The following is a 15053-nucleotide window of genomic DNA, read 5'->3' on the forward strand; positions in this document are numbered from 1 at the left end:
CCCGCTACGACCCCGCCACCCCGGCCCCCGCCCGCGCCCTCGGCGGCGCGCTCCTCGGCGGCATCATCCTGGCCGGGCTCCTCCCGGTAACCTTCGGCGGCGGCGCGACACGGGGCCGCCTTGCGGCCGGCTGACGACGTACGGCTCCCCGCCCGGGGGCATTCCGCCGGACCCTCGCGGTGGGGGTTTCTCGCCGCGGCGGCGTGTTTTTTCGGCGAGGGCCGACCCTTGTTCCGCCGCGGCGGCGATCAGCAACCGTGGCGCTGTCCGGCGGTGCCGAGCCGGCGGCAGGCCGTCCGGCACCGCCGGGCTTCCCGGTGGGGGTTTCTTGCCGCGGCGGCGGATCCTTTTCGGCGAGGGCCGATCCCTGTTCCGCCGCGGCGGCGATCAGCTACCACGGCCGTGTCCGGCGGTGCCGAGCCGGCGGCAGTCCGTCCGGCACCGCCGGGCTTGCCGGTGGGGGTTTCTCGCCGCGGCGGCGGATCCTTTTCGGCGAGGGCCGACCCTTATTCCGCCGCGGTGGCGATCAGCCACCACGGCCGTGTCCGGCGGTGCCGAGCCGGCGGCAGTCCGCCCGGCACCGCCGGGCTTGCCGGTGGGGGTTTCTCGCCGTGGCGGCGGGTTTTTTCGGCGGGCGCCGGAAACCGCTTCCGCTGCCGCGGATCCCCCCGCCCCGAAAGGCGAAACCGCAGGTCACCGGCCCCCCGGGAGGCCTGCGGCAGCCGAAGTCGGCGCGGGCCCGTACCATGGAAGTGGCCGCGGCGTGATCTGCCCGGCGGGCGCGCGTGCCGGACCGTACGCGCCGCCATCCACGATTCCGGGAGAAGCGCCGCAAGTATGCCCACCCGCCACGACATTCGTAACGTCGCCATCGTCGCCCACGTCGACCACGGCAAGACGACCATCGTCGACGCCATGCTCAAGCAGGCCGGCGCCTTCGCCGCGCACCAGCTCGACTCCGTCGACGACCGCGTCATGGACTCGAACGACCTGGAGCGTGAGAAGGGCATCACGATCCTCGCCAAGAACACGGCGGTGAAGTACCACCCCAAGGACGGCGGGGACCCGATCACGATCAACATCATCGACACCCCCGGCCACGCCGACTTCGGCGGCGAGGTCGAGCGCGGCCTGTCGATGGTGGACGCGGTCGTGCTGCTGGTGGACGCCTCCGAGGGCCCCCTGCCGCAGACCCGCTTCGTGCTCCGCAAGGCGCTCCAGCAGCGCAAGCCGGTGATCCTCTGCATCAACAAGACGGACCGCCCGGACTCCCGCATCGACGAGGTCGTCAACGAGACCTACGACCTCTTCCTCGACCTGGACGCCGACGAGGACCAGATCGAGTTCCCGATCGTCTACGCCTGCGGCCGCGACGGCATCGCGTCGCTGACCAAGCCGGAGGACGGCACCGTCCCCGCGGACAGCACCAGCCTGGAGCCGTTCTTCTCCACGATCCTGGAGCACGTCCCGGCCCCGTCGTACGAGGAGGACGCGCCGCTCCAGGCCCACGTCACCAACCTCGACGCCGACAACTTCCTCGGCCGCATCGCGCTGCTCCGCGTCGAGCAGGGCGAGCTGCGCAAGGGCCAGACCGTGGCCTGGATCAAGCGCGACGGCACGATCTCCAACGTCCGCATCACCGAGCTCATGATGACCGAGGCGCTCACCCGCAAGCCCGCCGAGGTGGCCGGCCCGGGTGACATCTGCGCCGTCGCCGGCATCCCGGACATCATGATCGGCGAGACCCTGGCCGACCCGGAGAACCCGGTCGCCCTCCCGCTGATCACGGTCGACGAGCCCGCGATCTCCATGACCATCGGCACCAACACCTCGCCGCTGGTCGGCCGCGGCGGCACGGGCAAGGGCGCGGACGCCAAGTCCGCGGTCAAGGACCGCAAGGTCACCGCCCGCCAGGTCAAGGACCGCCTGGACCGCGAGCTGATCGGTAACGTCTCGCTGCGCGTCCTGGACACCGAGCGCCCCGACGCCTGGGAGGTGCAGGGCCGTGGTGAGCTGGCGCTGGCCATCCTGGTCGAGCAGATGCGCCGCGAGGGCTTCGAGCTGACCATCGGCAAGCCGCAGGTCGTCACCAAGGAGGTCGACGGCAAGGTCTACGAGCCGGTCGAGCGCCTCACGGTCGACGTGCCCGAGGAGCACATGGGTGCGGTCACGCAGCTCATGGGCGTCCGCAAGGGCCGGATGGACAACATGTCCAACCACGGCTCCGGCTGGGTCCGCATGGAGTTCGTCGTCCCGTCCCGCGGTCTGATCGGCTTCCGCACGGAGTTCCTGACGAACACCCGCGGCACGGGCATCGCCCACTCGATCCACGAGGGCCACGAGCCGTGGTTCGGCCAGCTGGTCACCCGCAACAACGGCTCGCTGGTCGCCGACCGCGCCGGTGCGGTCACCGCCTTCGCGATGACGAACCTGCAGGAGCGCGGCGTCCTCTTCACGGAGCCGGGCACCGAGGTGTACGAGGGCATGATCGTCGGTGAGAACTCGCGCTCCGACGACATGGACGTGAACATCACCAAGGAGAAGAAGCTCACGAACATGCGGTCGTCCACGGCCGATGTCGCCGAGTCGATCGTTCCGCCGCGCAAGCTGTCGCTGGAGCAGTCCCTGGAGTTCTGCCGCGACGACGAGTGCGTCGAGGTGACCCCGGAGGCGATCCGCATCCGCAAGGTCGTCCTGGACCAGAAGGACCGCGCCCGTACGGCTTCCCGCGCGAAGCGCTGACGTCCACGAGCTGAGCTCCGAGAGGCCCGGTTCCGCCGCATTTCCCCGCGGCGGGGCCGGGCCTCCGGCGTTTCCGGGCCACCGGGCCGCCCCCGCACCCGACCCGGAATCAGTCAGTCCACATTCATGTACAGCTGCAAAGGTTGTCCGAATAGCGGCCGGTCGGCACCGGAAGTTGTGTTAACAGTCCGTTTCGCGGCTGTCTGTCTGTGCTGGCTTTGTCCGGTTTTCGAACCTCTGAGAGGGCTCGATGTGACCAAAGCGAGACCCTTTAAGTGTGGTTTACAAGGCGGACGTACTTAATAGTTGGGTTCATTGAGCTCGGGTCAATGGGTCACGCGCTGTGGGGAGCGCCGACTCACGAGCACACTCGAGGTGCCGGTTCCGTCTCCGCTGTCAGGGGTGTCAGCGTGGGACCGGCGCCTCTCTCGTAGTGAAAAGTGGACTCTTGAGGAGGCATACCCATGCGCGGTGCCAAGAGCGCCAAGTGGGTCGTGGGCGCGATAGTCGTGGCGATGGCCGCGACCGCCTGTGGCGGCGGCAGCAACGACAGTGGTAAGGGGGGCGGCGGCGCGACCTTCCGGCTGGGCATCACGGAGCCGAAGTCGATCGACCCCATCAACGCGCAGGAGTCCGAGGGCACGCTGGTGGCCCGTCAGCTCTTCGTGGGTCTCTACGACGTGAACCTCGACGGAACCCTCAAGGCGAAGCTGGCCGAGTCCGCGAAGCCGAACGACACCGGTGACGAGTGGACCTTCCAGATCAAGAAGGACACCAAGTTCACCAACGGCGAGCCCGTGAACGCCGAGGCGTTCATCCGCGGCTGGACCCGCGTCGCCACCAAGGCGTCTGCTTCCGACGTGGCCTACCACATGAACGGCATCGCCGGCTACAAGGAGCTCAACGGCGGTTCGAGCGACAAGTTCTCCGGCCTGTCCGCCGAGGGCGAGTACACCCTCAAGGTGAAGCTGTCCGCGCCGGACTTCGAGTTCGACAAGAAGACCGCCCACCCGGCCTTCAGCCCCGTGCCGAAGGTCGCCGGCGCCGGTGACAACAAGTCGTTCAACGACGCCCCCATCGGCAACGGCCCCTTCAAGATGCAGGGTTCGTGGGAGCACAACAAGAAGATCACGCTCGTCCGCAACGACGACTACGGCCTGGAGAAGGCCAAGCTGGACAAGGTCGAGCTGTCGATCCTCAACCCGAACAACGGCGTGACCCTGGAGTACAAGGGCTTCGAGTCGGGCCAGTTCGACTGGGCCCGTATGCCGGTCCCGCAGATGCCGGGCGCCAAGGCCAAGCACGAGCCGCAGGGCGAGTGGCTCAAGTCGGACGTCGCGGGCATCAACTACATCTCGCCGTTCAACGAGACCAGCCCGATGAACTCGGCCGACGCCCGTAAGGCCATCTCCTACGCGATCGACCGCGCGGAGATCGCCAAGGGTGTCTTCCAGGGCCTGCAGGAGCCCGCCACCGCTCTCCTGCCGCCGAACTTCAAGGAGGTCTACAAGGCCGACGTGTGCTCCTCCTGCGTCAAGCAGGACAAGGCCAAGGCCAAGGAGTACGCGGAGAAGGCCGGCCTCAAGCCGGGCGACACCCTCGACTTCGGCTACAACACCGGTGCCGGGCACGAGGAGTGGGTGCAGGCCGTCGCCAAGCAGGTCGAGGACGTGCTCGGTGTGAAGGTCAAGCTCAACGGCCTGCCGTTCAAGGAGGCCCTGGAGAAGCAGCAGGAGAAGGGCGCCAAGGGCATCTGGCGTCAGGCGTGGTCCGCCGACTACCCGACCGCCGACAACTTCTTCTCGCCGCTGCTGTCCACCGGCGGCATCAACCCGGACGCCAACGGCAAGGCGCTGGGCGACAACCGCGGCCGCTACAGCAACCCGAAGTTCGACGAGCTGCTGGTGAAGGCGCGTCAGACCAAGGACGCGGCCGAGCGCGCCAAGATCTACAACGAGGCCGAGAAGCTGGCGATCGACGAGGACCAGGCCGTCATCCCGACCTGGAAGCGCACCCAGTACCGCCTGGTGAACAGCAAGAAGTTCACGGGCGCGAAGCTGGACTTCTTCGAGGACCCGAACCTCGCCGAGATCGGCGTCAAGTAACCGTCACCCTCCAGCCATGCCGTGAAGACCGTGGGGCCCCGAGCGCGAGCTCGCGGCTCCGCGGCCTTCGCCTGCAGCACGTCCCGGCCCGCGCGGCCGGGCCGTGCGCGGCCGCCTCCCCGTCTTCCCCCGGAGCGGAGGCGACGGCGAACGCCCCACGGCGGCAGTAAGTCAAGGAGACATCGTGGGCAAATATGTGATCCGGCGGATCGGGCAGATGGTGGTCGTCCTCTTCGGCGCGACGCTCATCCTCTTCGCTTGCCTGTTCGTCCTCCCCGGAGACCCGGTCGGCTCGCTCGGCGGCGACAAGGCGCGTGACCCCGCCGTCGTCCAGCAGCTGCGCGAACGCTACGGTCTGGACAAGCCCCTTGCCGTGCAGTACGGCAACTACGTGTCCAATCTGGTCAAGGGTGACCTCGGCGAGGACTACACCCAGCGGCGCCAGGTGACGGAGGTGCTCGGCCCCAAGCTGGGCAACACCGCCAGACTGGCCGTGGCGGCGATCATCATCGACGTGGTGATCGGCGTCCTCGCGGGCCTGATTGCGGCCTTGTTCAGATATTCGTTCTGGGACGTCCTGGTCACCTTGCTCACGACCTTCGCGATCGGCTTCCCCAGCTTCGTCATCGGCATGGTGCTGCAGAGCACCTTCTCGGTGAACCTCGGCTGGTTCCCGCTGATCTCCGACGGGTCGTTCAACTCGATGATCATGCCGGCGTTCACGCTGGCCATCATCGACGCGGCCCTCGTCGCCCGCCTGATGCGCGGCACCATGCTGGAGGTGCTGCGCGCGGACTACGTCAAGACGGCCGTGGCCAAGGGCCTGCCGCGCCGGACCGTGCTGCTCAAGCACGTCATGCGGAACTCGATCATCCCCGTGGTCACCTACATCGGCATCTCCTTCGGCGGCCTGCTCGGCGGCGCCCTCATCACCGAGGCGATCTTCAACTGGGACGGCATGGGCTACGCGCTGGTCACCGCGATCCAGCAGGGCAACAACCCGATCATCGTCGGCGTGGTCACCTACGGCGTAGCCGTCTTCGTCGTGCTCAACCTGCTGGTCGATCTGCTCTACGCGGTGCTCGACCCGCGGATCCGCCTCAGCTGACCGCCAGGTCACACCCGTTCTAGGAGTCACCCATGACTGAGCTCGCAGAGAGCGCCAAGGGGCCGGACGCCGCGACCGCACCGACCGCCGCCGCGAACAACACCGCCGAGCCCGCACCGGCCCGCATCACCCAGTGGGGCGAGATCCGCCACCGCTTCATGGCGAACAAGCTCGCCGTGGTCGGCCTCGTCCTGGTCGCCCTGCTCTTCGTCGTCGCCGCCGCGGCGCCGCTGATCGCGACCCACGACCCGTACGCGCAGAACCTCGGCAACACGCTGGCCGACCCCAGCGGGGAGCACTGGTTCGGCACCGACGCCCTGGGCCGCGACCAGTTCTCCCGCATCATCTACGGCAGCCGCATCGCCGTCATCGTCGGTCTGGCCTCGATCTTCCTGGCCTGTGTGATCGGCTGCATCCTCGGCGCCCTGTCCGGCTACTTCGGCAAGGCCGTCGACAGCGTCATCATGCGCGTCGCCGACATCTTCTTCGCCTTCCCGCTGCTCATCGGCGCGATCGTGATCATCCTGGTGATGGGCCGCGGCGTGCTGCCCGTCATCGTCTCGCTGGCCGTCTTCAGCTGGGCCACGGTCGCCCGCCTGCTGCGCTCCAGCATCCTGTCCGTGCGCGAGATGGACTACGTGACCGCGGCGAAGGCCCTGGGCGCGAGCACCTCGCGCATCATCCTGCGCCACATCATGCCCAACTCCATCGCGGCCGTGATGTCGTACGTGTCCTTCAGCGTCGGCACCGCCGTCGTGGCCGAGGCCTCGCTGTCCTTCCTCGGCATCGGAGTGAGCCCCGAGGTGCCGGAGTGGGGCAACATGATCTCCTCCGCCAGGGACTTCCTCGGCGTCAAGGACTTCCTGTGGGTCTACCCCAGCTCCGCGATCGTGCTGACGGTGCTCGGATTTGTCTTTGTCGGTGACGGGCTGCGCGACGCCCTCGACCCGAAGCTGCGTTGAGGAGAACGTCCCGATGACCACGACCGAAAAGACCGAAGGGGCGGCAGCCTCCGTGCCGCAGGACGCGAAGAAGTCCGCGCCCCTGCTCGAAGTGCGCGACCTGCACGTCGAGTTCAAGACCCGCGACGGCATCGCCAAGGCCGTCAACGGCGTCAGCTACAGCGTCGACGCCGGCGAGACCCTCGCCGTGCTCGGCGAGTCGGGCTCCGGCAAGTCCGTCACCGCCCAGGCCATCATGGGCATCCTGGACTCGCCCCCCGGCCGGGTGGCCGGCGGTGAGATCCTCTTCCACGGCCAGGACATCCTGAAGCTCCCGGAGAGCGAGCGGCGCAAGCTGCGCGGCCCGAAGATGGCGATGATCTTCCAGGACGCGCTCTCCGCGCTCAACCCCGTCTTCTCCGTCGGCAACCAGCTCGGCGAGATGTTCCGGGTGCACCAGGGCCTGTCGAAGAAGGACGCCAAGGCCAAGGCGATCGAGCTGATGGACCGGGTGCGCATCCCGGCCGCCAAGCAGCGCGTGGGCGACTACCCGCACCAGTTCTCCGGCGGCATGCGCCAGCGCATCATGATCGCGATGGCGATGGCCCTGGAGCCGGACCTGATCATCGCCGACGAACCCACGACCGCGCTCGACGTGACCGTCCAGGCCCAGGTCATGGACCTGCTCGCGGAGCTGCAGCGCGAGTACAACATGGGCCTGATCCTCATCACCCACGACCTCGGCGTCGTCGCGGACGTCGCCGACAAGATCGCCGTGATGTACGCGGGCCGCATCGTGGAGACCGCGCCCGTGCACGAGCTCTACAAGCGCCCCGCCCACCCGTACACCCGCGGCCTGCTGGACTCGATCCCGCGTCTGGACCACAAGGGCCAGGAGCTCTACGCGATCAAGGGCCTGCCGCCCAACCTCCTGCGGATCCCCACCGGCTGCGCCTTCAACCCGCGCTGCCCCAAGGCGCAGGACGTCTGCCGGGCGGACGTCCCGGCCCTGCACCCGGTGGCCGAGCAGGACGGCACCGAGCTCGTCGGCCGCGGCAGCGCGTGCCACTTCTGGAAGGAAACGATCCATGGCTGAGCTGAGCAAGGAGGCCGGCAAGACCGAGGCGGCCGGTCAGCGCGAGCCGATCCTCCAGGTGCGCAACCTCGTCAAGCACTTCCCGCTGACGCAGGGCCTGATCCTCAAGAAGCAGGTCGGCGCCGTCAAGGCCGTGGACGGGATCTCCTTCGACCTCTACCAGGGCGAGACGCTGGGCATCGTCGGCGAGTCCGGCTGCGGCAAGTCCACGGTCGCCAAGCTGCTGATGACCCTGGAGACGGCCACCTCCGGCGAGGTCCTCTACAAGGGCCAGGACATCACCAAGCTGTCCGGGCGCGCGCTCAAGGCCGTCCGGCGCAACATCCAGATGGTCTTCCAGGACCCGTACACCTCGCTGAACCCGCGGATGACGGTCGGCGACATCATCGGCGAGCCCTTCGAGATCCACCCCGAGGTGGCGCCCAAGGGCGACCGGCGCAAGCGGGTCCAGGAGCTGCTGGACGTCGTCGGCCTCAACCCGGAGTACGTCAACCGCTACCCGCACCAGTTCTCCGGCGGCCAGCGGCAGCGCATCGGCATCGCCCGCGGCCTGGCGCTCAACCCCGAGATCATCATCTGTGACGAGCCGGTCTCGGCGCTGGACGTCTCGGTGCAGGCCCAGGTCATCAACCTGATGGAGCGGCTGCAGGACGAGTTCAACCTCTCCTACGTCTTCATCGCGCACGACCTGTCCATCGTCCGGCACATCTCCGACCGGGTCGGCGTGATGTACCTGGGCAAGATGGCGGAGATCGGCACGGACGCCGAGATCTACGAGCACCCGACGCACCCGTACACGCAGGCGCTGCTGTCGGCCGTCCCGGTGCCGGACCCGGAGGCCCGCGAGGGCCGCGAGCGCATCATCCTCACCGGTGACGTGCCCTCCCCGGCCAACCCGCCGTCCGGCTGCCGCTTCCGCACGCGCTGCTGGAAGGCGGAGGACAAGTGCGCGGAGGAGGTGCCGCTGCTGGCCGTGCCCACGCTCTACCAGGGCAAGGACACCCCGGCGGCGCACGCATCGGCGTGCCACTTCGCGGAGGAGAAGCCGGCGGTGGTGAGCGCGGCGTAGCGTACGGCGGCGGCGGTTCGGCACCGCCGTAGCCGGTGCCGCGCGCCGGCGCAGAAGGGCTCCCCCGGTCAGCCGGGGGAGCCCTTTCGTGTGGTTCGGCCCGGGGCGCCGCCGTAGCGCCGCCGCACGCCACCGTATCGGGTGTTATCTGGAGATAAGCGACACCCGGGACCGGAGGAGGCACTCCATGCGTGGAGCCACGCGCGCCAGGTGGGCCGTCTGTGCCCTGTCCGTGGTGCTCGCCGCGGCCGCGGCCGGGTGCGGCGGGGGCGGCAGCGGCGGGTCCGGCGTCGTCCGCGCCTCCTGGGGCGACCCGCAGAACCAGCTGGAGCCCGCCAACACCAACGAGGTCCAGGGCGGCAAGGTGCTCGCGATGATCTTCCGCGGCCTCAAGCGCTACGACCCCCGCAGCGGCGCCGCCGAGAACATGCTGGCCGACAAGATCGAGACCTCCGACCAGCAGAACTTCACCATCACCCTCAAGGACGGCTGGACCTTCTCCAACGGCGAGAAGGTCACCTCCAAGTCCTTCGTGGACGCCTGGAACTACGCGGCCCTCGTCGACAACAAGCAGAAGAACGCCTCCTTCTTCGAGTACGTCGACGGCTACGACAAGGTCCACCCCGCGAGCGGGCGCGCCACCGCCAGGACCCTCTCCGGGCTCGCCGTCAAGGACGACAAGACCTTCACGGTCAGGCTGCGCACCAAGTTCTCCACCTGGCCCGACACCCTCGGCTACACCGCCTACGCCCCGCTGCCCCGCGCCTTCTTCGACGACCACGCGGCCTGGCTGAAGAAGCCCGTCGGCAACGGCCCGTACACCATCGACTCGTACGCCAAGGGCTCGGCGATGAAGCTCACCCGCTGGGAGGGCTACCCCGGCGACGACAAGGCCAAGAACAGCGGCGTGGAGCTGCGGGTCTACACGGACAACAACACCGCCTACACCGACCTGCAGGCCGGCAACCTCGACCTCGTCGACGACATCCCGAGCACCCAGCTGAAGAACGCCAAGGCCGACCTCGGCGACCGCTACCTCAACCAGCCCGCCGGCATCATCCAGACGCTCGTCTTCCCCATGTACGACCCGAAGTGGTCGAAGAGCGGCATGGAGAAGGTCCGCCGGGGCCTGTCCATGGCGATCAACCGGCAGCAGATCACCGACCAGATCTACCAGAAGACCCGCACCCCGGCCACGGACTGGACCTCACCGGCGCTCGGCAACCAGGGCGGCTACAAGTCCGGCCTGTGCGGCGACGCCTGCACCTTCGACGCCGCCTCCGCCAAGAAGCTCATCCAGGACGGCGGCGGCCTGCCCGGCGGCCGGATCACCCTCACCTCGAACGTCGACACCGGCTCCCACCGGGTGTGGATGGACGCCGTCTGCAACAGCATCAACAGCGCCCTCGGCAACGACAAGGCCTGCATCGTCAACCCCGTCGGCACCTTCGCCGACTTCCGCAACCAGATTTCCGAGCAGCGCCTGAGCAACCCCTTCCGCTCCGGCTGGCAGATGGACTACCCGCTGATCCAGAACTTCCTCCAGCCGCTGTACTACACCGACGCCTCCTCCAACTACGGGAAGTTCAGCGACCCGCAGTTCGACAAGCTGGTCGACGAGGCCAACGCCGACGGCTCCCAGGACGCGGCCAACGACAGGTTCCACGAGGCGGAGCGGATCCTCGCCCGGCAGATGCCCGCCATCCCGCTGTGGTACCAGAACGGCAGCGCCGGCTACTCCGACCGGATCTCCGACGTCACGCTCAACCCCTTCAGCGTCCCCGTCTACGAGCAGATCAAGGTCGGCTGACCGTCCATGGGACGGTACGTGATCCGGCGCCTGCTCCAGATGGTCCCGGTCTTCTTCGGCAGCACCTTCCTGATCTTCTTCATGGTCTACGCCCTGGGCGACCCCGTGGCCGCCCTCTTCGGCGACAAGGCCCCCGACCCCGCGACCGCCGCCCGCATCCGCGCGGAGCTCTACCTCGACGAGCCCCTGTGGAAGCAGTACGGCCACTACATGGGCCAGATCCTCTCCGGTGACTTCGGCACGGCCTTCAACGGGCAGCCGGTCACCGAGCTGATGGGCGACGCCTTCCCGGTCACCCTGCGCCTGACCCTCACCGCGATCCTCTTCGAGATCGTCTTCGGCATCACCCTCGGCGTCCTCAGCGGGCTGCGCCGCGGCCGCTCCGCCGACACCACCGTGCTCCTGCTGACCCTGATCGTCGTCTCCGTCCCGACCTTCGTCAGCGGCTACGTGCTGCAGTACCTCTTCGGCGTCAAATGGGCGCTCGTCTCCCCGTCCGTCTCCCCGGAGGCGCCCTTCGAGGAACTGCTGCTGCCCGGCGTCGTCCTCGCCCTCACCTCCCTCGCCTACGTCACCCGCCTCTCGCGCACCTCCATCGCCGAGAACGCCCGCGCCGACTACGTCCGCACGGCCGTCGCCAAGGGGCTGCCGCGCCGCCGCGTCGTCACCCGGCACCTGCTGCGCAACTCCCTCATCCCCGTCGTCACGTTCATCGGCACCGACATCGGCGCGCTCATGGGCGGCGCCATCGTCACCGAGCGGATCTTCAACATCCACGGCGTCGGCTTCCAGCTCTACCAGGGCATCCTGCGGCAGAACTCGCCCACCGTCGTCGGCTTCGTGACCGTCCTCGTCATCGTCTTCCTGCTGGCGAACCTGCTCGTCGACCTCCTCTACGCCGTGCTCGACCCGAGGATCCGCTATGCCTGAGCCCGATCCGGCCGAGCCGCAGGCCCCCGGCACGGCCGTCACTCCCGGCACGGCCGTCACCCCCGCCGCCGGCGGCGCCTCCTCGCTGGCCACCAGCGACGCCGAGACGCTGGAGGGCGGCCCGCTCCCGGGCGTGCCCGCCAGCGCCAAGGCTCGCAGCCTGTGGTCCGACGCCTGGCACGACCTGCGCCGCAACCCCGTCTTCGTGGTCTCCGCGCTGATCATCCTCTTCCTGATCCTGATCGCCCTGTGGCCCGGCCTCATCGCGAGCGGCAACCCCCTCGCGTGCGACCTCGCCAAGGCCCAGGAGGGCTCCCAGCCCGGCCACCCCTTCGGCTTCGACGCGCAGGGCTGCGACGTCTACACCCGCACCGTCCACGGGGCCCGCGCCTCCATCACCGTCGGCATCTGCGCCACCGCCGGCGCCGCGCTCCTCGGCAGCGCGCTCGGCGGGCTGGCCGGCTTCTTCGGCGGCTGGTGGGACGCCCTGCTCTCCCGGATCGCCGACGTCTTCTTCGGCATCCCCATCATCCTCGGCGGCCTCGTCTTCCTCTCCGTCGTCACCGGCGGCTCCCTGTGGCCCGTCGTCGGCTTCATCGTGCTGCTCGGCTGGCCGCAGATCTCCCGCATCGCCCGCGGCGCCGTCGTCACCGCCAAACAGCACGACTACGTGCAGGCCGCGCGGGCCCTCGGCGCGGGCAGCACCCGGCTGCTGCTGCGGCACATCGCGCCCAACGCCGTCGCCCCCGTCATCGTCGTCGCGACCATCGCCCTCGGCACGTACATCGCCCTGGAGGCCACGCTGTCCTTCCTGGGCGTCGGCCTCAAACCGCCCACCGTCTCCTGGGGCATCGACATCTCCAACGCCTCCACCCAGATCCGCAACGCCCCCCACATGCTGCTGTGGCCCGCGGGCGCCCTGAGCATCACGGTGCTGGCGTTCATCATGCTCGGCGACGCGGTCCGCGACGCCCTCGACCCCAAACTGCGCTGAGGAGCGGGCGGATGGACGAGCCTGACGCGAAGGATGCCGGCACACCCCTGCTGGACGTGCGCGACCTGCACGTGGAGTTCCGCACCCGGGACGGCGTCGCCAAAGCCGTCAACGGCGTCAGCTACAGCGTCCGCGCCGGGGAGACGCTCGCCGTGCTGGGGGAGTCCGGCTCCGGCAAGTCCGTCACCGCCCAGGCCGTCATGGGCATCCTCGACTCCCCGCCCGGCCACGTCACCGGCGGCCAGGTGCTCTTCCGCGGGCAGGACCTGCTCACCATGGGCGGCGAGCGGCGCCGCCGGCTCCGCGGCGCCAAACTCTCCATGATCTTCCAGGACGCGCTGTCCGCCCTCAACCCCGTGATGAGCGTGGGCGCCCAGCTCGGCGAGATGTTCTCCGTCCACGACGGCATGACCCGTAAGGACTCCCGGGCCAAGGCCGTCCGCATGATGGAGCGCGTCCGCATCCCCGCCGCGGCGCAGCGCGCCGGCGACTACCCGCACCAGTTCTCCGGCGGCATGCGCCAGCGCATCATGATCGCCATGGCGCTGGCGCTGGAGCCCGACCTCGTCATCGCCGACGAACCCACGACCGCGCTCGACGTGACCGTCCAGGCCCAGGTCATGGACCTGCTCGCGGAGCTGCAGCGCGAGTACCGCATGGGGCTGATCCTCATCACCCACGACCTCGGCGTCGTCGCCGACGTCGCCGACAGGATCGCCGTCATGTACGCCGGGCGGATCGTCGAGACCGCGCCCGTCCACGACCTGTACGCCGCGCCCGCCCACCCGTACACCGCCGGCCTGCTCGGCTCCATCCCGCGCCTGGACCACAAGGGCAAGCAGCTCCACGCCATCAAGGGCCTGCCGCCCAGCCTCACCGACATCCCCGCCGGCTGCCCCTTCAACCCGCGCTGCCCGCGCGCCCGGGACGTCTGCCGCACCGACCGGCCGCCGCTCTACGACGTCGCGCCCGGCCGCGCCAGCGCCTGCCACTTCTGGAAGGAGACCCTTGACGATGCCGGGTAACGGCGAGGCCGTTCTGGAAGTGCGGGACCTGGTCAAGCACTACCCGCTCACCCAGGGCGTCCTCTTCCGCAAGCAGGTGGGCGCCGTGCACGCCGTCGACGGCGTCTCCTTCGACCTGCGGCGCGGCGAGACGCTCGGCATCGTCGGGGAGTCGGGGTGCGGCAAGTCGACCGTGGCCAAGCTCCTCGTGCACCTGGAACGGCCCACGTCGGGGCGGATCCTCTACAAGGGCGAGGACATCTCGCGGCTGTCCGGGCGCGCGCTCAAGGCCGTCCGGCGCAACATCCAGATGGTCTTCCAGGACCCGTACACCTCGCTCAACCCGCGGATGACGGTCGGCGACATCATCGGCGAGCCCTTCGAGATCCATCCCGAAGCGGCGCCCAAGGGCGACCGGCGCGCCAGGGTCCGCGAGCTCCTCGACGTCGTCGGCCTCAACCCCGAGCACATCAACCGCTACCCGCACCAGTTCTCCGGCGGGCAGCGGCAGCGCATCGGCATCGCGCGGGGGCTCGCCCTGCGGCCGGAGGTCATCGTCGCCGACGAGCCGGTCTCGGCGCTGGATGTCTCGGTCCAGGCCCAGGTCGTCAACCTGATGGAACGGCTCCAGGACGAGTTCGACCTCGCGTACGTCTTCATCGCCCACGACCTGTCGGTCGTCCGGCACATTTCCGACCGGGTGGCGGTCATGTACCTCGGGCGGTTCGCCGAGGCGGGCACGGACACCCAGATCTACGAGCACGCCACGCACCCGTACACGCAGGCGCTGCTGTCGGCGGTCCCGGTGCCGGACCCGCGGGCGCGGGAGTCCCGCGAGCGGATCCTCTTGTCGGGGGACGTGCCGTCGCCCGCGCACCCGCCGTCCGGGTGCCGCTTTCGCACGCGGTGCTGGAAGGCGCGGGAGAAATGCGCTCGCGTGGTGCCGGCGCTGGAAATCCCGGACTGGTTCCTGGAGGGCGCCGGCCCGGAATCCCACCCGTCGGCGTGCCACTACGCCGAGGAACGCCCGCCACCCGACTAACGGCCGTGCCGCCCCTCCGCCGCGACGGCGCTCGGCCCCTGCCGGGGTGTCCGGCGGTGCCGTGCGACCTGGGCCGGTCGGGCACCGCCGGGCTGCGCCGTTGTGGTTGATCGCCGTTGCGGCGGGGTCTTCTTGCCTGCGGCAAGGGGCTGGCTGCTCGCGGTGTTGTCGTCGCCTGGCGACAATCCTCCGCCGCGACGGCGCTCGGCCCC

General features: G+C 69.4%; 11 protein-coding genes. All 11 read left to right on the forward strand.

The window, feature by feature from the left end; translation table 11 throughout:
• Window positions 1-837 precede the first annotated feature (837 nt).
• Window positions 838-2742 carry a translational GTPase TypA gene (gene typA / locus ACSNOH_RS26770; protein ID WP_436723986.1) on the forward strand — a complete coding sequence of 635 codons (1905 nt, stop codon included), beginning with the start codon at window positions 838-840 and terminating at the stop codon, window positions 2740-2742.
• A gap of 464 nt (window positions 2743-3206) precedes the next feature.
• The gene (locus ACSNOH_RS26775; RefSeq protein WP_436723987.1) at window positions 3207-4847 is read left to right on the forward strand and encodes a peptide ABC transporter substrate-binding protein; all 1641 of its coding nucleotides are present in this window, start codon (window positions 3207-3209) and stop codon (window positions 4845-4847) included.
• Between the two features lie 184 nt (window positions 4848-5031).
• The gene (locus ACSNOH_RS26780) at window positions 5032-5955 is read left to right on the forward strand and encodes an ABC transporter permease (RefSeq protein ID WP_436723988.1); all 924 of its coding nucleotides are present in this window, start codon (window positions 5032-5034) and stop codon (window positions 5953-5955) included.
• Between the two features lie 32 nt (window positions 5956-5987).
• Window positions 5988-6917 carry an ABC transporter permease gene (locus ACSNOH_RS26785; RefSeq protein ID WP_436723989.1) on the forward strand — a complete coding sequence of 310 codons (930 nt, stop codon included), beginning with the start codon at window positions 5988-5990 and terminating at the stop codon, window positions 6915-6917.
• 13 nt (window positions 6918-6930) lie between these two features.
• The gene (locus tag ACSNOH_RS26790; protein WP_436723990.1) at window positions 6931-7992 is read left to right on the forward strand and encodes an ABC transporter ATP-binding protein; all 1062 of its coding nucleotides are present in this window, start codon (window positions 6931-6933) and stop codon (window positions 7990-7992) included.
• Window positions 7985-9061: an ABC transporter ATP-binding protein gene (locus tag ACSNOH_RS26795; RefSeq protein WP_436723991.1), complete on the forward strand. Its 1077-nt coding sequence runs from the start codon at window positions 7985-7987 to the stop codon at window positions 9059-9061. Before ACSNOH_RS26790 ends, ACSNOH_RS26795 begins: the two co-directional genes overlap by 8 nt.
• 187 nt (window positions 9062-9248) lie before the next feature.
• Entirely contained in the window at window positions 9249-10871 is a 1623-nt protein-coding gene (locus tag ACSNOH_RS26800; RefSeq protein ID WP_436723992.1) for a peptide ABC transporter substrate-binding protein, read from the forward strand.
• Window positions 10872-10877: 6 nt separating this feature from the next.
• Window positions 10878-11801, forward strand: coding sequence for an ABC transporter permease (locus tag ACSNOH_RS26805; RefSeq protein WP_436723993.1), 924 nt, complete (start codon window positions 10878-10880; stop codon window positions 11799-11801).
• A complete protein-coding gene (locus ACSNOH_RS26810) occupies window positions 11794-12795 on the forward strand; it encodes an ABC transporter permease (protein ID WP_436723994.1) in 1002 nt (333 codons plus the stop codon). The genes ACSNOH_RS26805 and ACSNOH_RS26810 overlap by 8 nt, the downstream gene beginning before the upstream one ends.
• 11 nt (window positions 12796-12806) lie before the next feature.
• Window positions 12807-13820 (forward strand): ABC transporter ATP-binding protein, encoded by a 1014-nt coding sequence (locus tag ACSNOH_RS26815; protein WP_436723995.1) that lies wholly within the window; start codon window positions 12807-12809, stop codon window positions 13818-13820.
• The gene (locus ACSNOH_RS26820; RefSeq protein ID WP_436723996.1) at window positions 13810-14841 is read left to right on the forward strand and encodes an ABC transporter ATP-binding protein; all 1032 of its coding nucleotides are present in this window, start codon (window positions 13810-13812) and stop codon (window positions 14839-14841) included. Before ACSNOH_RS26815 ends, ACSNOH_RS26820 begins: the two co-directional genes overlap by 11 nt.
• The last annotated feature ends 212 nt before the right edge of the window (window positions 14842-15053 follow it).

This window comes from Streptomyces sp. URMC 127, from assembly GCF_051386535.1.
GTDB lineage: Bacteria > Actinomycetota > Actinomycetes > Streptomycetales > Streptomycetaceae > Streptomyces.